This is a genomic window from Paenibacillus contaminans, from assembly GCF_003285015.1.
GTDB lineage: Bacteria > Bacillota > Bacilli > Paenibacillales > NBRC-103111 > Paenibacillus_V > Paenibacillus_V contaminans.
In genome coordinates, this window is record NZ_QMFB01000048.1 from 21,195 (window position 1) to 40,742 (window position 19,548).

The 19,548-nt window shown below is 54.7% G+C and carries 18 protein-coding genes and 1 tRNA gene; 1 reads left to right on the top strand and 18 read right to left on the bottom strand.

From position 1 onward, the window contains the following. Positions 1-57: 57 nt before the first annotated feature. The 17 genes from DQG23_RS39070 to pth form a co-directional block, all read right to left on the bottom strand. The gene (locus tag DQG23_RS39070) at positions 58-984 is read right to left on the bottom strand and encodes a protein kinase domain-containing protein (RefSeq protein ID WP_113036480.1); all 927 of its coding nucleotides are present in this window, start codon (positions 982-984) and stop codon (positions 58-60) included. Next, the gene (locus DQG23_RS39075; protein ID WP_113036481.1) at positions 968-1,717 is read right to left on the bottom strand and encodes a vWA domain-containing protein; all 750 of its coding nucleotides are present in this window, start codon (positions 1,715-1,717) and stop codon (positions 968-970) included. Before DQG23_RS39075 ends, DQG23_RS39070 begins: the two co-directional genes overlap by 17 nt. A 301-nt stretch (positions 1,718-2,018) precedes the next feature. Continuing rightward, positions 2,019-4,511, bottom strand: a complete 2,493-nt coding sequence (gene spoIIE / locus DQG23_RS39080; protein WP_113036482.1) for a stage II sporulation protein E — start codon at positions 4,509-4,511, stop codon at positions 2,019-2,021. Between the two features lie 369 nt (positions 4,512-4,880). Beyond that, positions 4,881-4,957 (bottom strand) — tRNA-Met (locus DQG23_RS39085). 222 nt (positions 4,958-5,179) lie between these two features. Then, a complete protein-coding gene (locus DQG23_RS39090; protein WP_113036483.1) occupies positions 5,180-5,695 on the bottom strand; it encodes a S1 domain-containing RNA-binding protein in 516 nt (171 codons plus the stop codon). A 214-nt stretch (positions 5,696-5,909) separates the two neighbouring features. Beyond that, complete coding sequence (locus DQG23_RS39095; protein ID WP_238178238.1) at positions 5,910-6,224, bottom strand: FtsB family cell division protein; 315 nt, start codon at positions 6,222-6,224, stop codon at positions 5,910-5,912. Between the two features lie 219 nt (positions 6,225-6,443). Then, positions 6,444-7,034 (bottom strand): spore cortex biosynthesis protein YabQ, encoded by a 591-nt coding sequence (yabQ, locus tag DQG23_RS39100; RefSeq protein ID WP_113036485.1) that lies wholly within the window; start codon positions 7,032-7,034, stop codon positions 6,444-6,446. Continuing rightward, a complete protein-coding gene (gene yabP, locus DQG23_RS39105) occupies positions 7,031-7,312 on the bottom strand; it encodes a sporulation protein YabP (RefSeq protein WP_113036486.1) in 282 nt (93 codons plus the stop codon). The genes yabQ and yabP overlap by 4 nt, the downstream gene beginning before the upstream one ends. 126 nt (positions 7,313-7,438) lie before the next feature. Then, a complete protein-coding gene (locus DQG23_RS39110) occupies positions 7,439-7,702 on the bottom strand; it encodes an RNA-binding S4 domain-containing protein (protein ID WP_113036487.1) in 264 nt (87 codons plus the stop codon). Beyond that, complete coding sequence (locus tag DQG23_RS39115) at positions 7,702-7,974, bottom strand: HU family DNA-binding protein (protein ID WP_113036488.1); 273 nt, start codon at positions 7,972-7,974, stop codon at positions 7,702-7,704. The genes DQG23_RS39110 and DQG23_RS39115 overlap by 1 nt, the downstream gene beginning before the upstream one ends. An 80-nt stretch (positions 7,975-8,054) precedes the next feature. Continuing rightward, entirely contained in the window at positions 8,055-9,554 is a 1,500-nt protein-coding gene (gene yabN, locus DQG23_RS39120; protein WP_113036489.1) for a bifunctional methyltransferase/pyrophosphohydrolase YabN, read from the bottom strand. A 56-nt stretch (positions 9,555-9,610) separates the two neighbouring features. Then, complete coding sequence (locus DQG23_RS39125; RefSeq protein WP_113036509.1) at positions 9,611-11,314, bottom strand: polysaccharide biosynthesis protein; 1,704 nt, start codon at positions 11,312-11,314, stop codon at positions 9,611-9,613. 187 nt (positions 11,315-11,501) lie between these two features. Next, the gene (gene spoVT / locus DQG23_RS39130) at positions 11,502-12,044 is read right to left on the bottom strand and encodes a stage V sporulation protein T (RefSeq protein WP_113036490.1); all 543 of its coding nucleotides are present in this window, start codon (positions 12,042-12,044) and stop codon (positions 11,502-11,504) included. Between the two features lie 323 nt (positions 12,045-12,367). Beyond that, a complete protein-coding gene (locus tag DQG23_RS39140; RefSeq protein WP_113036492.1) occupies positions 12,368-13,474 on the bottom strand; it encodes a peptidylprolyl isomerase in 1,107 nt (368 codons plus the stop codon). Beyond that, positions 13,461-16,982: a transcription-repair coupling factor gene (mfd, locus tag DQG23_RS39145; RefSeq protein WP_113036510.1), complete on the bottom strand. Its 3,522-nt coding sequence runs from the start codon at positions 16,980-16,982 to the stop codon at positions 13,461-13,463. The genes DQG23_RS39140 and mfd overlap by 14 nt, the downstream gene beginning before the upstream one ends. A 227-nt stretch (positions 16,983-17,209) precedes the next feature. Further along, complete coding sequence (locus DQG23_RS39150) at positions 17,210-17,440, bottom strand: anti-sigma-F factor Fin (RefSeq protein WP_113036493.1); 231 nt, start codon at positions 17,438-17,440, stop codon at positions 17,210-17,212. 117 nt (positions 17,441-17,557) lie between these two features. Next, positions 17,558-18,121, bottom strand: a complete 564-nt coding sequence (gene pth, locus DQG23_RS39155; RefSeq protein WP_113036494.1) for an aminoacyl-tRNA hydrolase — start codon at positions 18,119-18,121, stop codon at positions 17,558-17,560. Between the two features lie 138 nt (positions 18,122-18,259). Between pth and DQG23_RS39160 the strand changes: the two genes are divergently transcribed. After that, entirely contained in the window at positions 18,260-18,502 is a 243-nt protein-coding gene (locus DQG23_RS39160; protein ID WP_113036495.1) for a hypothetical protein, read from the top strand. 144 nt (positions 18,503-18,646) lie between these two features. Here the strand turns inward: DQG23_RS39160 and DQG23_RS39165 are convergent, their stop codons facing one another. Then, complete coding sequence (locus DQG23_RS39165; RefSeq protein WP_113036496.1) at positions 18,647-19,492, bottom strand: MurR/RpiR family transcriptional regulator; 846 nt, start codon at positions 19,490-19,492, stop codon at positions 18,647-18,649. Between the last annotated feature and the right edge of the window lie 56 nt (positions 19,493-19,548).

Here is a 19,548-nt window from a genome sequence, read left to right on the forward strand (position 1 = left end):
GATGACGATTATCGGCGTCAACCAAGGGATCCTTTAAGTACCTATCCGTTCGCGCAGCTACCGCTGCCAATACAGATATATCGCGCCCAAAAAAAGCAGCAGCGAGCCGACGAAGCTCGCCTTGAGCCAGCCTCCCCGCGACTTGCCCTTACGGGCCGCGCGGCTCTTCCCGGCCTCCGGAGCATGCATCATACGTCTCCACTCCGCGTAAGCGTCCTTCGAAGACGGAAACTGCTGCATAAGCGCCTTCCGCAGAAAAGCCGACAGCCAACCGTGATTGGAATCCTTGTCCAGCTCCGCAATAAGCAGCTCCGGCGTCCGCCCCCCGGATGCGGCTTGCTGCTTCGGCAGGCTTTCCTTGATCCCGCCCGCCTGCATAAACAACACGGCAAACGAGAATAAATCGTAGGCTTCGTCCGCCGTCCGCGAACCGGCGCCCCAGTAGCCGCGGTCGTATATTTCCGTGAACTGCTTTACGGCGCGCCCTTTAGGCGTCACCCCGCCGAAATCGACAAGCTCCACATCGCCGTAGCCGGACACGAGTATATTTTCCATCTTGATATCGCCGAAAACCCAGCCGTGAGCATGCAGTTCCTTCAGCTTGCCGAGCAAGTTAAGCCCGACCAGCCCAAGCCATTCCTGCCCGCGCTGCTTCAGAAAGACGGACAGCTGCTGTCCTTTGACATATTTCATCACATAAAAAGAAATGTCGATGCCTTGCCAATGGAAATCGTCGGCATCGACCAAATAACGCTGGAACGTGCCCGGCTTCGTCGAAAGATGGGTGAGCACGTTCACTTCCGATTGATGGTCGACAGCGTCGAAGCCCATTTTCATAGCGTAATGGGAACTGCCCCGACTGACCAAATATACTTTACCGTTAGCGCCTTCGCCTATAGGGCGTTCAATCCGGTACCTGGCCTTGTTCCATTTGCCGGTAACCGTCGTCCCCGCAGGGAAGGCAGGTTTATACGATGTAGTCACTCAGCATCCCGTCCTTGCTCTCGTACCGGTCCTGACGATGCAGCGGGGCATCTTCGCCCTCCCCGAACCGATTGTCCATCATAAACCGGACGACATGGAGAATAGCCGGACCTGTCGGGGTTGTACCCTTCATGTTTAATTTATAAAATAAGTTTTTCGTTTTGGCAAGGTCTCGAGTCCATTCAAGATCTTGTTCGGCATCTTCATTGTTTTTCCCGGGGAAATGAAACACCGCAAGCTCGCTTATACCTTGGCGCGCCTGCAGGCTCAGCATCAGATCCTGGATCGCTTCCCTTACTGCGGGAATTTTCGGCTTCATGCTGGCGCTCGCATCGATCAGAAGAACGATTCGGAGCTCCGAATTTTCGGTCATATCTTCCATTACCTGCACGACCTGAGCCCTCTTCCCCGGAGGGAGCGCTTCGATACGGCTGTCTCCGAGCAGATGGCGAAGCTCCTTTCCTACCGCCTGCTGAATCGTATGCGTTACCGTACGGCGCGTCATCATTTGAACGGTTTGCGATAACGTATTCGTATCCGCAAGCCGGCTAAGTCCGCCTCCGGCTTTGGCGATTTCACCGATCTCGGCCGCGCCGAGCTCTCCGATGTCGCCCGCATCGATGATGCCGACCACATTGACGACGATTCCTTCGGCAAGCGCTTGCGCCGCCGCCACCACAGGACTGACGCCCACATTGGAGCAGCCGTCCGTTATCAGTATGATTTGTTTCATACCTTTTCCCTCCCAGCATATCTCTTGAACACTCTATGTCTCTAGTTTTGCCATTTCATAGAGTGAATAAACCGGAACGGGGGGCAGAATTCCGAAAACCGTCTTTTAATCTGCTGAAGCCATCTACTGGGAAGTCTGGCAGGAGCCGTATCAGCTCCCTGCCGCCGGCTGTCGCATCGGTCTTCTTAGGTTCAATCATACCCTGCGCGAAACCGTGAAAACAAGCCGTCGCTTTGCCGTCCTAACATTTAGGCGCAAGCAAAAAGGACCCGGCTCCTTTGCTTCCCGGGTCCCTCTATATTTAGCTTACCGTCTTCGGCCGCTCGAATCGCGACAGCCCCGGCCAGCGGAACGTCGCCCACTCCGGCTGGTACCGCTCGATGCGGGCGACGATCACCGTCATGTCGTCCCCGATATCCCCTTTCAGCTGCCGAAAAACCCGCTCAAGCAAACAATCGGCGAAATCCTGCGGCGTCTCCGCTCCGATTTCCTGAATGACCCTGCGCACCCATATCTCCTTGTTGACGGCGTATCCGGGGGCATCGAAAATTCCGTCCGTCATCATAATCAAAATATCGCCCGGAAGCAGCTGCACCGAAACGAGATCGACATCGATGTCATGGAGAATGCCGACCGGCAAATTGTTGGCCGTAATCTGAATAACCTCCGAACCCCGCTTTATAAAACTCGGCGTCGAGCCGATTTTCATGAACGTCGTGTGCGCGTTATACAAATCGATCAGCGCCATGTCGACAGTGGCGAACATTTCGTCGGGCGACCGCAGCATCAGCACCGAGTTGACCGACTTGATGGCTAACCGCTCATCCATGCCCGATTGCAGAAGCTGCTGCAGGATCGTCAGCGCCGTGCTGCTTTCCGCACGCGCCCGCTCCCCGTTCCCCATGCCGTCGCTGAGCGCTACGGCAAACTTGCCGTTGCCGAGCTCCATCGTGCTGAAGCTGTCGCCGGACAATAAGGCGCCGCCCTTGGCGGCACCGGCCACCCCCGTCTCAATCTCGTATTCCTTCGCCGATCCGAATGCGACGGTGGAGAAGCCCTCCCTCTCCTCGTACTGCTCTCTTTTAACCGCGATATTTTCACCCAAAATGTCGGACAGCAGCGGAGCGATGATTTTGCGGCATTCGTCGAAGCCGCGCGAAAACTGATGAACGATTTCAATTTCCACATTCCCCTCCTCCAGCGATACGATGTCGATGCTGTGAATCGATAGACCAAGCTCTTCCAGCGCATTGCGCACCTGCTCCTCCTGGAGATGAAGCGCCTGACCCTCGCGTTTGATCTCCTTCGCCAAGTCCTCCATGATCTGCGAAACGCCGGTCAGTTGGTCAGCGACAAGCTGGCGGCTCTCGGCAATTTGCTTCTTCCAGCGAAGATCGTTCTTGTGCAGCTCGAACTGCCGCTTCATCACATCGAGCACCTGGTCCGTACGCACGCATGCGCGGCCCCATTCGAACGGAAAATCTTTGCGGGAAAACCGTTCGTTTCCTTCGATGCCCGTCATCATGCCCGTCATCATTTTGTACGTTCGGTAAAATTGATCGTCCCAGCATTGGCCCCGCCTGGAGCACGTCGAGCATACCTTCTGCTCGACATTGGTCATGAAATGGCCGATCTCCTCCTCGCGCTTTTTTTCCGGCTGGCTTTCGCCAGTCAGCTGCTTGAAGCTTTTCGAAAGCTGGCGGAACACCTCCGAGAACTGTTCGACCCGTCCGGCCGTAATATCACGCACCCTTCTCGCATATTCGTAATGCGTTTTCATGTTTTCCTGCGTGCCGGGAACGAACTTGGCCAGCGTTTTGACCATGCTTCGCGGCGTCAGCAGGAACAACAGCGCAGCGGCTAGAGATTCGTAAGTCGAGGTGACGACAGCCGCTTGGTCGCCAACATATATCGATAATATCGATGAGCCGAGCACCATGCCGAGCGCGACCGAAAGCCTTTTGCCCTCGCGAAGCAGCCCCGCCAGCATACCGGCGAATGCCAGCAGGCTCATCTGGTAAATGGCGTTTACATCGGCAAGACTTAGAATCAGCCCTGTAATGACGCCGACCGAGGCGCCTAGAGGAGCGCCGCCCACCAGCGCGAACAGCAAGATTAAATACCGCGAAAGCACGTGCTCCACCGTAACCGGCCCGACCAGCCAGCCGACCGTGCCCGTCATAACCGAAGCGAGCAGAATGATGAGGCATATAATCTCCTCGTGCTTCAAACTGTACTTGCGGGCAACCGTAAACACAGGGAGCGCCTGCAGGAAGATCAGCGTCAATATAAAGCTCAGCACCGCTTGAACGGCTATCATCATAAGCGCATACCACGTAATTTCTCCGGAAACCGCTATCACAAGAAGTTCGACAAACGCCGTCGAGACAAATACGAGAATCGGCACGTACGAGGTTTCGGCTCGTTCGAATTTTTCCAGCGCCTTCTGAATCAGCAGAAACACGATCATCTGGGTAGCCGTCAAGACGACATGCGGATCGATGGAGAAGTAAGTGCCCGCCAGCAGGGCGGCGCCGATCCATGCAAGCAAATCCTTGCGCACATAATACATGACTGCAAAATACGCGATGCCGAACGGGGCCAGCTCGTCCAATATTGTGGCGCGGCCTAGAAGGAATGCCATCACAACCATAAGAACCGTCCACTTCTTCACCATCCACACCTGTACAAAGCGGTTTTCAAGCAGCGACCTCAGCCAGCCGGCCGGTCCCTGGAACACGGAAAGCCACCTATGCTGCCGATTGATCCTTACTGCTTCATTCGTCTTTTGCATACCTCAGGACACCACCTTACCGTTTTCGTGTCCCCCTATTATATGGACAATCTATCATGAAGTTTGTCACAATCAGGTAGTAGATTCAAAAAACTTTCCGACAAAAAACCGTTTTATCCGTGAAGCCCCGGCGTATGGAATCGAAGTCCCGGGTATGACGGAAAAGGTTGTCGGCTGCGCGAAAAACCTATCGAAGATCGGCGCCAATCCCCGGTTCTTGTGTGAGAAAACGCAAGGATAAACGCCTGCCGGCGTCTTTGACGCTGGCGTTTACCGTAGGTTTAGAGCCTCTTCCACGTTCGATATACTTTCCGATAAACGCAAAAAGGACCCTCGCTTTCGCGAGAGTCCGTTAATGTATTGTATAGTTGGTAGCGGCGGAGGGGATCGAACCCCCGACCTTACGGGTATGAACCGTACGCTCTAGCCAGCTGAGCTACACCGCCACGACAAGTCAAAGTATATACCAGTCCTCCCTCGCATGTCAAGCCGGGACCTCCCGCATGCGGGCATAACGGCGTACCGGCCGCATTATCGCCACGAAAGCGTACAACTCTAATTGCTCCGCTTCATTCGCGGCATTCCATAGGCGAACCGTATAAATACGTATATTTCAAAAAAAACCGCATCGGCGCAATGCCGAGCGGTTTATATTCAATAACAGGGAGTTAGTCCCGGCGTGCGCCTCTGCCTCCGCGTTTGCCTTCCGTGTTCTTCTTAAGGGAAGACATGCGTTCTTCGCTGTCCTTCAGGAAGCGTGACATTTTATCCTCGAACGATGGCTTGTTGGCAGCTGATTTGAAAGGACGTCCGCCACGGTCACCCCGGTTGAATCCACCACGATCTCCACCGCCGCCGCCGCGATTGAATCCGCCACGATCTCCACCGCCACCGCCACGGTTAAACCCGCCTTCTCTTCCTCCCCGTTGTTCAGGAGCTCCTTCAGGCTTGTCGACCGCTTGCTTGATGGACAAACCAATTTTGCCGTCCTTATCAACGTTAATCACTTTCACGAGGACTTTGTCCTCCAGCTTCAGGTGATCGTTGACGTCTTTTACATAGTTATCGGCGATTTCCGAGATGTGGACAAGTCCGGTTCCGCCCTCAGGAAGCTCAACGAACGCTCCAAAATGGGTGATGCCGGTTACTTTCCCTTCCAGCTTGCTGCCTACTTCAATTGCCATAAAGGTAAATGTGCCTCCCTTAAAATTTTAAAAAAACCTGGCTACGAAGATTATAACTGATGCATACTAACTGGTCAACCGACCAAACACCCAGTTACAGCCTTGCAGCGGTCTTTACAGCGAAAGTTTGAATGTTTCATGATGATGAAGGGAAGGTTGCTTGCGTCGCGGTAGGATATCATGCGGCCTGGGGCTCGATGGGAGCGTTGCACGGCTAGTTCGGCAGATCGAATATCGTTTCGCCCGGCTTCGCTACCCGCAGCTCTTTGCGCGCTTTCTCTTCTTTGTACTCGGGATCGTTTAACCTTGCGATTTCCCGCTTGAGGTCGTCGTGCACCTTGTTCGTTTCGTCAAGCTTCGCCTTCAGCTCGGCCAGTTGCTCCCCTTTAGCGGAAAATTGGCCCATTTGTTCCCACAAGGTAACGCAAGCCCAAATCAACAAGCTTACCATGATAAACGAAAGGAGCTTCATCAGCCGGTTCGGAGATTTGCTGGGTCGTGTCGTATGCGATAGTTCTTGCGGCGTCATCAAGTTCGAAAACCTCCTAATGATCCCTGCCAAAATAAAGCTTGCGCTTCCGGAACGTTCTGCCGCAAGCATAACGTTACCCAGGGGCCTTATATACCTATGCCAACCGCCCGCACCCTTCTGCGGTACTTGGCGCTTTCATTCGTCCGGCGCGTGCGGCAGTCGTTGCTGCATTGGCGCGTATCCCGTTCACCTGCATTCGGCTATGGATTTGCGTTCCTACTTCTTGTCAAAAAGCCAGGCCTTAAAACGTACCCAACCCCGCTTCAGCGCGTTCCCCCAACGAACGGCAAGTCCTTCCATGCCAAGGCGTTTCAGGAAAAAACGTAATATCGCCATGCCGACTACTTTGAATGGGTACAGTAATTGTAACATAATTTTTCCTAGGAACATAGCGGCAGCCGCCAAAAAGCCGAGTATGGCAATTACCATTCTATAAATCCAGATGATCGGCGTTACGACGAGCAAGTCGATCGTTCGCAGCAGCAGCTTGTACAACCACTTAACCGCCCGGACGATCCACATGACCAGCTTGATCGTAATTCCGGTCGTGAAGCAGTAGTGAAACGAACAGCCCGCAACAAGGCCGATAAATACAAATAACCGCACTTGTCCATAATTGCTATAGAACAGCACGCGGAAAACAGACAGCGTCGCCGTCAGCCAGAAGACGAAGTCCAGCAGGTGGATGAACAGACGCGGCAACCGCAGCTGCCCAGTCAGCACGCGATACGCATCGAAAACAACGCCGAGCGCCCATCCGCAGCCAAACATCAGCCCTAGCGTGATAAACTGTTCATTTAGCGTCACTTGAACAGCTTGCCGAGCAGACCTTTGGATTTACCCTGGGTATTGGCATCTAAATAAGCAAGCGCATGCACAAGTCCTTCGATTGCAACCAGGCCCTGCTCCAAATTTAAGTTTTTGATATGTAAATTTTGTCCTTTAATCGTCAGAAAGCCGCATTCCGTTTCCAGCAAAAACTCCTCGTTATCGAAGCTTTCCACGTTCATCACGCCGGATATCTCCAGCAGCTTGCGATTCAGCATGCGCACTTCCTGGCGCTTCACTTTTCCTTGGTCGATCATGGCATGTACCCCTCCCTTACTTCTACCATATGGAGGGATGTCCCGAATTAGAACAAGGCGGCCGCTTATATCATACTATCCGATAAACGCAAAAAGAGACCGGGCGTCAGCCCGGCCTCCTTGCAGTTATGGCGTCGTATTCGATTCTTCCTTCAGCAGCGTATACATCTCGGCAGCCTCGTCCTTGCGGCTTGTTTCCGCAATGCGCTCTATGCGAACCGTTACGCGCTTCTGGCCGAACTGTACGGCTAGCTCGTCGCCCACCTTCACCGTACTGCTCGGTTTGGCTTCTCTCCCGTTAATCCAAACGCGGCCCTGCTCGGAAACATCCTTGGCAACGGTACGGCGCTTGATCAGACGGGAAACCTTCAAAAACTTATCGAGCCGCATTATTTTACAGCTTCTTTAAGCTTGTTGCCGGCTTTGAATGCAGGCACTTTCGATTCCGGAATGGAGATCGCTTTGCCCGTTTGCGGGTTGCGGCCCGTACGTCCGGAACGTTTACGAGTTTCGAACGTGCCAAAGCCGATCAGCTGAACTTTGTCGCCGGTCGACAGCGCTTCGGTAATTTCGCCAAGGAAGCCGTTGAGAACAGTTTCGACATCTTTCTTCGTCAAACCGCTTTTTTCTGCAATGTTGTTAATCAGATCCGTCTTGTTCATCTGTTTCATTACCTCCTACATAGTTTCATCGGAAAATAGGATACGCTCATATGTATTCTTTGTCCACTAGGAAAATCCTTCTACGACAAGGAGTTTTTCGAAACTTTTTTTGCTTCTTGCCAAAAAAATTCCATTTCCTCCAGGTTTGTTTCGTCAAAAGATTTTCCGTTTTCTTGAAGTTTTTGCTCGATATACGAAAATCTGGCGACAAATTTCCTGTTTGTTCGCGCGAGCGCCTCCTCGGGGTCGGCCTTCAAAAACCGCGCTGCGTTAACGACCGCAAAAAGCAAATCGCCGAGCTCCGCTCTCGCTTCTTCCTCATCGGCGCCCGCAGCTTCCCTTAACTCCTGAAGCTCCTCTTCGATTTTGGCGTACACGTCCTCTATGCGGTCCCAATCGAAGCCGACCTCCGCAGCCTTCTTCTGGAGCTTCCACGCCTTCATAAGGCCCGGAAGATCGCGAGGTACGCCCGCAAGCCGGGACACCTGCGCCGTATCGACGCCCTTCTTCGCCTTCTCCTCGTCCTTGACCGCCTGCCAGTTGGCAAGCGCATCGTCGGCATTATCCGCCTCTTTGGTGCCGAATACGTGCGGGTGACGGCGAATCAGTTTCTCGTTCAGCCCCTGGATGACGTCGTAGACGGTAAACGCGCCGGTCTCCTGCTCCATTTGGGCATGAAGCATAATTTGCAGAAGCACGTCGCCGAGCTCCTCGCACATGGCATCCGGATCGTCGTCATCGATCGTCTCAAGCACCTCGTAGGTTTCCTCGATAAAATTTTTCCGGATGCTGGCATGCGTTTGCTCGCGATCCCACGGACAGCCTTCGGGGCTGCGCAGTATTTCCACAATTTCATGCAGCCGGTGAAAAGAACGGTTCTGCAGCGATTCCTCATCGCTTCTCGGCACCCATATGAGCGAGAGGTTGCCGTAGCCCTCTACGCGGTCCAATTCATACAAAGGCACGCGCAATATGCGTTCCTCGCCCTCCACGCCGAGCGCATGGCCGACGACGACGGGATAATCGTCGGGGTAGACGTCCATTAGCGCCAGCTTCGCATCGGAAGCCGTAAACGCATCGTATACTTGTCCGATGACCGTGTGCAGCTGCGGGTTAAGCAGCTTGGCGCCGAGCCGCGTCGCGTCCAGCAGTTGAAAGCCTTCGATCGGATCGAAGCCGAGCCGCAGGAACGACTGGTCGAGGAAGCTTTCTCCTCCGAGCACCGCAAGCTCGACGCCTGCTTCGGGACAGCATTCGCGGAGCAGCTGCGTCGTCCGTTCCGCCACCATCGGATGGCCGGGTACGGCATAGACGATTTTCCGCTGCGGATCGGCCGAAGCCAGCGCAAGCAGCTCATCGGCAATGCTCGCATAAACGTCCTCGAAATCATCATGCCGTTCATACAAATGATCGAACGTCGTAAAAGCTATTCCGTTCTCCTGCAGCCAAGCGAACACCGGATGCCGACCGGTTCTCGCATAGATATGCGGAGACGCCTCCTGCAGCCTGCGCCAAACGCCAAGCGTCAGCTGCGACTCGTCTCCCGTGCCGAGTCCAACTACCGTAATATGACCGGTCATACGGATCCCTCCTTAAAAAAGTTCGAGTTACATGCTCCTGCTGAATTGCGATGTATCTAACGCAGCAGCCTAAGCCGCTCCAGCAGCGGCTGCAGCTTGCCGAAGCCCGGCATATGAGCCAGCTCGTGCCGGGTAAGCGTGCCGCCGCGTAATAGCGCTGCGGCGTACACAAGCGCGCCCGCGCAGACGGCGGCCAGAGCGGCGGCCGTCTGCGCGATGCGGTGCGACGGCGCATGCGGCAGCGCCGCGAGCAGCGCCTCGACGCCGGCGGCCGTCGCCCACACGGCGGCGCACATGGCCGCGGCAGCGGCAAGCGGCTTCGCGAGGCCCGCGCCGCCTGTTGCCGCGACGCCGGTGCAGCGGCGCAAGCGCGCGACGTTGAGCGCCGCCGCCAGCGCATACGCGAGCACCGCTGCGACCGCTGCGCCGGCTATGCCGTATGCCGGCACCAGCAGCGCGTTGAGCGCCAATTTGGCGATCGCCGCGAGCAGCAAATTGCGTGCAGGTGTGCCGGCGAGGCCGAGCCCTTGCAAAATGCTGCCCGACACGACGCTGATCGTGCCGAAAAGCGCCGTAAAAGCGATGATCGCCATCGGCAGAGAGCCGTCCGCCGAGGCGAAGAACATCACGTTCAGCTGCGGCGCCGCGACGGCTAGACCGAGCGCCGAAGCCAAGCCGAGCAGCCATGTGAAACGCATCGTCATCGCCGCACGGCTCGCGATCAAATCCTTCTCGCGCTTCAGCCTTGCGGCCGCCACGGCCGGGATAAGCGCCGCCGACATCGAGCCGGCGATCATGACGACCAGCTGCACCAGCGGCTGCCCGTGATTATACAGTCCGAAGGACGCGATCGCCTCTTCCTCGCCGCTTCCCGCCTGCATGAGCAGCCGGGGAATCGTGAACGAATCGACGAGTGCAAGCAGCGGCACGACCAACGAACCGAAGCCGACAGGCAGCGCATAGGCCAAAAATCGGCGAAGCAAAGCCGCCGTCGGTTCTCTTCCGCCCTGGCGTAGACGGCCGCGCTCCTCAATTCTCGCCGCATGTTCTTCGGGCTGTTCCCGTTCATTCGGTTTTGCCTGAGCCTGCGGGCCCGGACTTGTACGGCCGCGCCGCCAATACAGCAGCATGACGACCAGGCCTGCAGCCGCCCCGGCCGCTGCGCCGAACGTGGCTCCCGCCGCTACCCAGCTGTCCCCGAACCCGCCTTCGAGCATATAGAACAGCAGGCCGAGCATTACGGCAACGCGAAACAATTGCTCGACTACCTGGGAGACGGCCGTCGGCACCATATTGTGCTGCCCCTGATAATACCCTCTGAGCACCGACATGACCGGCACCAACAGCAGCGCAAAAGCGACGCTTTGTATCGCACGCTCGCTTTGCCGGACGCCCATAAACGCCGCAATACTCCCGGCGCCCCAGAACAGCAAGGCGAATCCGGCGATGCCCGAAACAGCCAGCACCGCGGCCGCGACGGCCGTTACCCGCTTGGCCTCTTCCCGCTCGCCGAGCGCCATGTGCTCGGAGACGAACTTCGACACGGCAACCGGAAAACCGGCTGTAGCAAGCGTCAATATAAGCAAATAAATCGGCTGCACCGCATTATAAATACCGAATACGCCGTCGCCGGCTATGTTCTGCAGCGGAATTTTCTGCAGCGTGCCGAGCAGCTTGGAGACGATCGTCGCCAGCCCGAGCACGGCCGCCCCTTTAAATACGGCAGCAGCCGCTTTATGTTCCCGCACCTGCGTATCCATGCTTCGCAATCAATCCTACTTCCTGTGCCAAAAGCTTCAAGGCTTCGTGCTTCGTGCAGGCTTTGCCCCGCACACGATGCCCTTATTATAGCGCAAATCGGCCGCATGCAAAAACTTCCCGTATCCGCGGCTATCGCCCGAGACGGGAAGCTATCCTGCTTTTAACCTAAGTATCATATGCCGGAAGCTACTGCTCCATTTGCTTGGCCAGAAAGCCGGCCGCCGTTTCCGCCATCTTCACTTCCATTTGACCCATCTTGGCATTCTCATCTTTACTGATCAGAACGACTGCCCCGATCGGATCCCCGCCCGCCACGATCGGCGCTATCGCATAGGAGCTGTACGTTTCGCTCATATCCTTAACGATCTCGTATTGACCCGAGTTGCTGTCCATGGCCGCTTTCCGGTTTTCCATGCATTGCTCGACAAGGCTGCCGATCTGCTTCTCCAAATACTCCTTCTTGGAAGCGCCGGCTACCGCTATAATATTATCACGATCGGAAATAATCGTAATGTGGTTCGTGCTTTCGAACAACGATTCGGCATATTCCTTCGCAAAATCGCCCAGTTCGCCTATCGGGGAATACTTCTTCAAAATCACTTCACCGTCGCGATCCACGAAAATTTCCAATGGATCGCCTTCTCGTATGCGCAAAGTACGACGAATTTCTTTAGGGATGACGACCCGGCCCAAATCATCGATCCGACGAACAATTCCTGTTGCTTTCATTGCTCTTGATGCCTCACTTTCGATGTTGGTTTGATGACTAGATGCTGCTCTTGATGCGAAATCATGTATTCGAATATTGAGGTTTGTTTAATTCTAGGCATAGTATTCATCGATTGCCAGTTTGTTATGCATTTTTCACATTCGTTCGGATGCCGGCCCCGCAAACCGATGACAATTCGAAGCCGCGCCGTCCTTACCATATTTTTCGTAAACGGCCCGGACGATACGTCCGTACTTCGGCAAGAAATATGAGAAGGGGGCATAATTCGCATCACAATAAAAAAAGAGCGCCCGTGACGGACGCTCTGCTTCTTGATTCATGTTTAGCTTGCCGGCGAAGCCGACGGAGATACGCTAGGCGACGGGCTTCCCGCCGGAGAAGATGCCTCTGGAGATACCGAAGGCGACGGCGACGGCTGAGGCAGGGTGATTTTGAAGTCAAGCTTCGGCAGCTCGTTCTCCACATAATCGTTCACCATGTTGCCGGCAACCTCCGAACGCATTTCTTCCTTCACTTGATCGAACGTTTCGGTAGTACGCGAATCAACCTTCATGACGTGGTAGCCGAAGCTTGTTTCGACAGGCTCTCCGACTTTGCCGACCGGCTGGTCGATCGCGGCTTGCTTGAATTCGGCGACCCACTGCGTGGTAGCCAGGCGCTCGTTTTCGTACTTGCCGCCGGTATCCTTCGAACCGGGGTCATCCGAATATTCCTTCGCAAGAGCCGCAAAGTCGCCGCCCGCGTCAAGCTTCGCTTTCACTTCCTGCGCGCGTTTCAAAGCTTCTTCCTTTGTGCGCAGGTCCTTTTGGCCAGTTTGGTCGGCCGGATCCTTCGTCGAAACGAGAATATGGCTGACCGTAGCGATATCGAACGCGTGCGCGTCTTCTTTAATCTTCTGGTCGTATACGCCCTTCGCTTGCTCGTCCGTTACTTTACCGTTCATATCGGTAATGACGGTCAGCGTTTCTTTCATGTAATCCTCGATGTCCTTCTCTTTCACGCCAACTTCCTTCAGCGCGTTGTCCCAAGCGCCTTTTTCCTGCTGCTCGGCCATTTTCTTCATTTCTTCGATCTGCGTTTTCGTTTTGTCCGCCGCATCTTTCTTGCTGGCGTCGGAAGCTTGTCCGCTAAGCAGACGCATAGTGGTCATTTGCTTCAGCATGTACTCCTGGAAGCTCGGATCTTGACCGAACATCGCATATTGCGGATAGAAGAAGTACGTCGTCGAAATAAACTTGTCCATTTCGGCGCGCGTAATTTTACCGTCCTTGTACGTAGCCACAATATCTTTCGGATCTCCCGACGGGCTTGCCGCCGGCGTCTCCTCTTCCTTCTTCTTGCTTCCGCAGCCCGCGAGCAAGCCCGCGACCAGCGTCAGCGCAAGGCCGGCTGTAAGCAGCCGTTTGCGCATGGATTTATTTTGCAACATTGTGCAGTTCCCCTTTCGTTTTAAGCGCCTCTTTATATTGTACCAGAAATGTCTCTACCATTTCGAGCGACTGCTCCTGACTCAGGCCTTTACACTTGATTTCGATGACAATATGCGGTCCCGGCTGCAGTCTGATGCGGTTTTCGAACTTGGCCGCAATCGCCATCAGCTTGCGTCCGTCCAAGTTGGCGTTCTGATCGTCATGGATCCGGATATGGAAATCGTCGCCTTTATGCGACAGCTGTTCGATCGCATACATCGCCCCGTACACCTTCAGCCGGGCAACCGTCAGCAAATTAAGCACCGCTGCCGGCAAATCTCCGAACCGGTCCACAAGCTCTTCGTGAAGATCGTCGACTTCCTCCAGCGTTCCCAGATTGGCCACTTTTTTGTAAATCTCGATCTTCTGCATACTATCATAAATATAGTCGGATGGTAAATAGGCATCGAGATGAAGGTCCAGCTGCGTACTCCATGTTTTGGCTGGCGCGGCCTCCGTTTCCCCAAGCTCGACCTTTTTCTTCGCGATCTCCTCTGACAACATTTGGGAGTACAAATCAAAGCCGACGGATGCGATAAATCCATGCTGCTCCGCGCCGAGCAAGTTCCCTGCGCCGCGTATCGCCAGATCGCGCATCGCAATTTTGAAGCCGGATCCCAGTTCGGTAAACTCCTTGATGGCCTGCAGCCGCTTCTCCGCCACCTCCGTCAGCACCTTATCGCGCTGGTACGTAAAATAGGCGTACGCGATCCGGTTCGAGCGGCCGACGCGCCCGCGCAGCTGATACAGCTGGGACAAGCCCATTTTGTCGGCGTCATGGACGATCAGCGTGTTGACGTTCGGGATATCCACGCCCGTTTCAATAATGCTCGTGCTGACCAGCACATCGTATTCCCCGTCGAGGAAGTCGAGAATGGTCTTCTCCAGCTCCTGCTCGGACATTTGCCCATGGGCGACGGCTACGCGCGCATCGGGGACAAGCATCGCGATTTGCTCGGCCATCTGCTGAATCCCTTGCACCCGGTTGTATAGGTAGTAAACCTGCCCTTCGCGCGCCAGCTCCCGTTCCACCGCTTCGCGGATCAGAGCGTTGCTGTGCTCGACGACGTAAGTCTGCACCGGAAACCGGTTTTCCGGCGGCGTCTCGATAACGGACAAATCCCGCACGCCGAGCATCGACATGTGCAGCGTGCGCGGAATCGGGGTCGCCGTCAACGTAAGAACGTCGACGTTCGTTTTAAGACGCTTCAGCTTTTCTTTGTGCGTTACGCCGAACCGCTGCTCCTCGTCCACAATCAAGAGCCCGAGATCCTTAAACACGAGATCTTGGGACAAGAGCCGGTGAGTCCCGATGACGACGTCTATCGTCCCGTTCTTCACGCCCTTGCTCGTTTCCGTCTGTTCCTTCTTGGAACGGAATCGGCTGAGAACCTGAATATTGAACGGATATCCGGCAAAACGCTCGCGGAACGTCTCGTAATGCTGCTGAGCCAAAATGGTCGTCGGTACGAGTACCGCCACCTGCTTGCCGTCGATTGCCGCTTTGAAAGCGGCCCGAATCGCAACCTCCGTTTTGCCGTAGCCTACGTCGCCGCAAAGAAGCCGATCCATCGGCCGCGTTTTCTCCATATCATGCTTAATCTCTTCGATTGCGCGAAGCTGGTCGCGCGTCTCGTCGTAAGGGAACATGCTTTCGAATTCATTCTGGTAAGGCGTATCCTTGCTGAACGAAAATCCTTGCGTCGCTTGCCGCTCGGCATACAGCTTAACCAAGTCGTCGGCAATGTCCTTGACGGACGAGCGAACCTTGCTTTTGACCCGGTTCCAATCCGCTCCGCCGAGCTTATAAACCTTCGGCTCCTTCTCCTCGGCACCGACATATTTCTGAATCAGATCGATTTGGTCGATCGGCACGGACAGCTTGTCGCCGCCCGCGTACAAAATATGCATGTAGTCCTTATGGATGCCGCCGACTTCCAATGTGCCGATACCGACATATTTACCGATGCCGTGATTGACATGGACGACATAATCGCCGACCTTCAGCTCTTGATAGCTTTTAATGCGTTCGGCATTTTCAAGCTTCTTGTCGACTTTGCGCGCTTTGCGCTGCTTCTGCGAGAACATTTCGCCTTCGGTAATGACTACAAGGCGGATCGAAGGCAGCTCGAAGCCGGACTGCAGATTGCATTCAAGCAGCTTCGGCTCGTCGATATGGTAATCGTTCAGCACGCGCTTTACCCGTTCTTTCCGTTCGGCGCCGCCGGTAAGCAGCATGACGTTGGCTCCGGTTTTTTTCCAGCGGTCCATCTCCGCCTTGAGCACGTTCATCTGACCGTGAAAGTTTTGCATCGCGCGGCACATGAAGTTGACGATATTTTGCGGCGCGGTCTGCGGAACCTGGCGCAGGAACAGCGACAAATACAACGTCGAGAACGGCTTGCGGTGAAGCAGAGAGTCGTACGTTTTGCCCACAACCAAAGCCGGCAGCGTTTTGCCGTCCGCAAGCATGGAGGTGACCCACTCGGCCTCGTCCCGTTCCAGCTGGCGCGCCGTTTCCAGCAGCCTTGCCGGCTCGTCGATGATGAGCAGCGTATCCTTCTCCACGTAGTCGAACAGCGTCTGACGTTCCGGGTAGAGCAGGGAAATGTATTTATAAATGCCCGAGAAAAACTGCTGCTCGCGCAGCATTTCCAGCTCATGTCCGATTTCTTCCTTAAGCTTCTGCTTCGTTTGGCGGTCGGTCATCTTCGAGAGCTGTTCCTCCAGCAGCTCGAAGGCCGTTTGAGCCGCATTATGCAAACGCTTACTGTCCGCAATGATCTCTTTGCACGGAGGAATGACGATGCCGTCCAGTTTATCCACCGAACGCTGGTCCGCCGCATCGAACGTACGGATCGAATCGACCTCGACATCAAAAAGCTCCAGCCGACAGGGCAGCTCGGCCGTAAGCGGATAAAAGTCTATAATGCCGCCGCGTACGCTCATCTCGCCTTTTTTCTCGACGCGTTCTACACGCTCGTAGCCGTTCGCCGTCATACTTGCGAGGAACGACTCCAGATCCAGCTGATCGCCTACGCGAACCGAAATTTGCGACTCCGCAAACACTTCTTTATTGGGAAGCAGCTTGCGCAATCCGGCGAACGGAGCGATGACCACCCCGCGAAAACCGGCGGCCAGCTTCGTGAGAACGTCGATTCGCTGCGCCAGCACTTCCGTGCTGGAAGCAACCGTTTCCGTCACCATAAGCTCCTGGGCCGGATACAGAAGCACCCGTTCGGGCGACAAGCATTCGACCAAATCTTCAGCGATTTTCTGCGCGGAGAACATATTGTGCGTAATAACAAGCACCGGCTGCTCCAGATCCTCGGCAAGCGCCGCTATAAGCACTTGTTTGGACGATCCGGCCAATCCGGAAATAAGCTGTTCTTTCATACCGCCGCGAATGCCCGTAACAATCGATTGAAACTCGCTATCCTCGGCAAATGCGCGAATTAGCGTCTGCAAACCTACCACCTCATTCAACTGACGAAACATTTTTCTTCCCATAAGCAAAAGAAGCCTGGGCGTGCTTGCCAAGGCCGTATACCGAAATCTATCTGCGGGAATGCCTATTCCATACAGGTTTTCGTTTGGATGTCAAAATGTGCATCTCCGATCCTATTTCCTTCCGGCAGACGCGCGCAAAAAGCGCGGCCGTTTATTCTCACAGGCGCGAAAAACGCCTGCTCGGGCTACTGCAGCGGGCTTCCGACGAGCGTGAGCTCGGGGTTTGCTTCAAGCGCCTCTTTGCAGTAATCGCAAACGACCTTCACCGTAACATCGCCATTCTGACTATATGATATTATATCTCTGCGCTCACCGGGGGTCAAGGAATGGAAGCCGAGTTGAAACTCGCTTACCGTTTGGCTGTCGATCGTGCCGAGCTGCGTGCGGCAGTGGCGGCAAACGTAATTTACTGACATCTATATGCCTCCTTCGCGGGTCGTATACCTGCCATTATGCCCATATCAGGCAGGTATAATTCCCGGCCGGGGCAGCTGCACGAAAGAAACGCCGACAGCCGGAATCCCTTTGTCCGATTAGCCGTTGTACTTCGCCATCGTCTGCTCGAACGTATGCTCGAGCCGATACTCCATCGCGTGGCAAACCCTGTCGAGAATAGGCGGGAGCTCCTGCATTTCCGCCTTGGCGAATCGCGACAGCACGTAATCGGCTATATCCGCCCCGGGCGCAGGCCGGGAAATGCCCATTCGAATCCGGTCGAACGTCTGCGTGCCGGTATGCTGAATAATGGATTTAATCCCGTTATGGCCGCCGGCGCTTCCCTGATAACGCAAGCGGACTTGTCCGAAGACCGTATCCAGATCGTCATAGATGACCGTCATATTCGGCAGCTCCGCCTTATAATAGTCCATAAACGCCCGCACGGACTCCCCCGACAAGTTCATATACGTCATCGGCTTGATCAGCGCAACCTTCGTTCCCTGCACGTTGCCTTCGCCGATTACCGCCTTGCACTTCCCTTGCGGCTTCAGCGTTATGCCCCATTTGCCAGCAAATCGGTCGATTGCCAAAAAACCGATATTATGCCGCGTCGTTTCATATTGCGGGCCCGGATTTCCCAAGCCGACAAACCATTTCATCGCGTTACCTCCGCTACCTGCATAATGTTCAGCCTACTGAACAAAGTACACAAATTTTACACTTCCTGCAACTGTCAAACGTGTAGACTTGTCTTAATAATTGTAACCCAAAATTCATTACAGTCACAGGAGATGACCATGTGGAAAATCGTCGAATTTCTTTACTTGCGCTTGACATGCCGATACGTGTTCGGACAGAAGCTGACACGGGACATGCACTTCCGAGACCATGTCCAGCATGAAATTCCGGTTCAGGTCTACGACGGCAGCCAGCACATCGATATAGGCATGGTCGAAAGCTACTCTGAGCATTTCATTAAAATTAATAATACCGCTTACAATCGGAACATGTATACGTATATATCGCGTCCAGGGTATTGACCCGCCGAATATCGCCGAAGCGCACGGGTAAGCGTCTACCGGCGCCGTTTACCGTAGATTTACTTCTATACGCTAAAGAGAAGGCTAGGAATTTCCCAGCCTTCTTTGGCTTGCCGTGATTATAATCGCCGAAACCGCTTTTTATTATCCCAGCTGCTTGATGACTTCCCTGCTCTTCTCCAAGTATGTCACGGAATGCTCGTAGCTGCGGCTGGCAACGCCCAGATAAAGAATGTCGATAACGTTCAGTTGGGTAATCCGGGACGAGGTCGCCCCGCTTCGGATTTCATTCTCCGTCGAGCAGGTAAACAGCGGAATATCCGCAATCGTGCTCAATGTTGAATTGCCGTATTTCGTAATGCTGATTGTCGTCGCCCCGGATTCCTTCGCCGTTTGCAAGGCTCCGATCACTTGATCGGTTTCGCCCGAGTAAGAGATCGCTACGGCTACATCCCCCTTGGTCAGCATGACGGCCGAAGTAAGCTGGAGATGCGGGTCCGTAAACGAGAAGCTTGTCTTATTAATCCGCAAAAATTTATGCTGCGCATCCTGCGCGATCAGGTTCGAAGCGCCCAGCCCGTAAAAAAACACCCGCTCCGCCCGGCACATCGCATCGATCGCTTCGGTAACCGTCGCTACATCCAAAATTTTGAGCGTATCCCGAATGGACTGGATATTGTTGTTGGAAACGCTCTGTATGATCGTATCGATCGAATCATGCGGCCGAATTTCCTGATAGCCTTGCGTCTCCTCGCCGCCCTGCTGCAAATCGCCCGCGACCTTCAGCATCAGCTCCTGATAACCCTTGAGTCCCATCGATTTGCACAGCCGGATAATCGCCGCCTGGCTGCCTCCGCTAAGCTGGGAGAGCTGGGCGACGGACAGTCCGATCATTTTCGCAGGATCGTTCAGAATGAATTCGGCTACCTTACGTTCGGAGGCCGTTATATGGTCGATAATTTCCCGAAGCCGCACCAAACCGCCGTTCATCACGCCATCACCCCTTTTCTCCCATTTTAATGCAAATTTGTAGAAAAAAATAGACT

Excerpts from the sequence above, each read along its gene's own strand:
- DQG23_RS39140 (WP_113036492.1), bottom strand. The coding sequence starts at position 13,474 with ATGTTGCAAAATAAATCCATGCGCAAACGGCTGCTTACAGCCGGCCTT.
- DQG23_RS39125 (WP_113036509.1), bottom strand. The coding sequence starts at position 11,314 with ATGGATACGCAGGTGCGGGAACATAAAGCGGCTGCTGCCGTATTTAAA.
- DQG23_RS39090 (WP_113036483.1), bottom strand. The coding sequence starts at position 5,695 with ATGGCAATTGAAGTAGGCAGCAAGCTGGAAGGGAAAGTAACCGGCATC.
- DQG23_RS39160 (WP_113036495.1), top strand. The coding sequence starts at position 18,260 with ATGTGGAAAATCGTCGAATTTCTTTACTTGCGCTTGACATGCCGATAC.
- yabP (WP_113036486.1), bottom strand. The coding sequence starts at position 7,312 with ATGATCGACCAAGGAAAAGTGAAGCGCCAGGAAGTGCGCATGCTGAAT.
- DQG23_RS39095 (WP_238178238.1), bottom strand. The coding sequence starts at position 6,224 with ATGACGCCGCAAGAACTATCGCATACGACACGACCCAGCAAATCTCCG.
- DQG23_RS39075 (WP_113036481.1), bottom strand. The coding sequence starts at position 1,717 with ATGAAACAAATCATACTGATAACGGACGGCTGCTCCAATGTGGGCGTC.
- DQG23_RS39165 (WP_113036496.1), bottom strand. The coding sequence starts at position 19,492 with ATGAACGGCGGTTTGGTGCGGCTTCGGGAAATTATCGACCATATAACG.
- yabN (WP_113036489.1), bottom strand. The coding sequence starts at position 9,554 with ATGACCGGTCATATTACGGTAGTTGGACTCGGCACGGGAGACGAGTCG.
- spoVT (WP_113036490.1), bottom strand. The coding sequence starts at position 12,044 with ATGAAAGCAACAGGAATTGTTCGTCGGATCGATGATTTGGGCCGGGTC.
- spoIIE (WP_113036482.1), bottom strand. The coding sequence starts at position 4,511 with ATGCAAAAGACGAATGAAGCAGTAAGGATCAATCGGCAGCATAGGTGG.
- DQG23_RS39150 (WP_113036493.1), bottom strand. The coding sequence starts at position 17,440 with ATGTCAGTAAATTACGTTTGCCGCCACTGCCGCACGCAGCTCGGCACG.
- DQG23_RS39110 (WP_113036487.1), bottom strand. The coding sequence starts at position 7,702 with ATGCGGCTCGATAAGTTTTTGAAGGTTTCCCGTCTGATCAAGCGCCGT.
- pth (WP_113036494.1), bottom strand. The coding sequence starts at position 18,121 with ATGAAATGGTTTGTCGGCTTGGGAAATCCGGGCCCGCAATATGAAACG.
- DQG23_RS39115 (WP_113036488.1), bottom strand. The coding sequence starts at position 7,974 with ATGAACAAGACGGATCTGATTAACAACATTGCAGAAAAAAGCGGTTTG.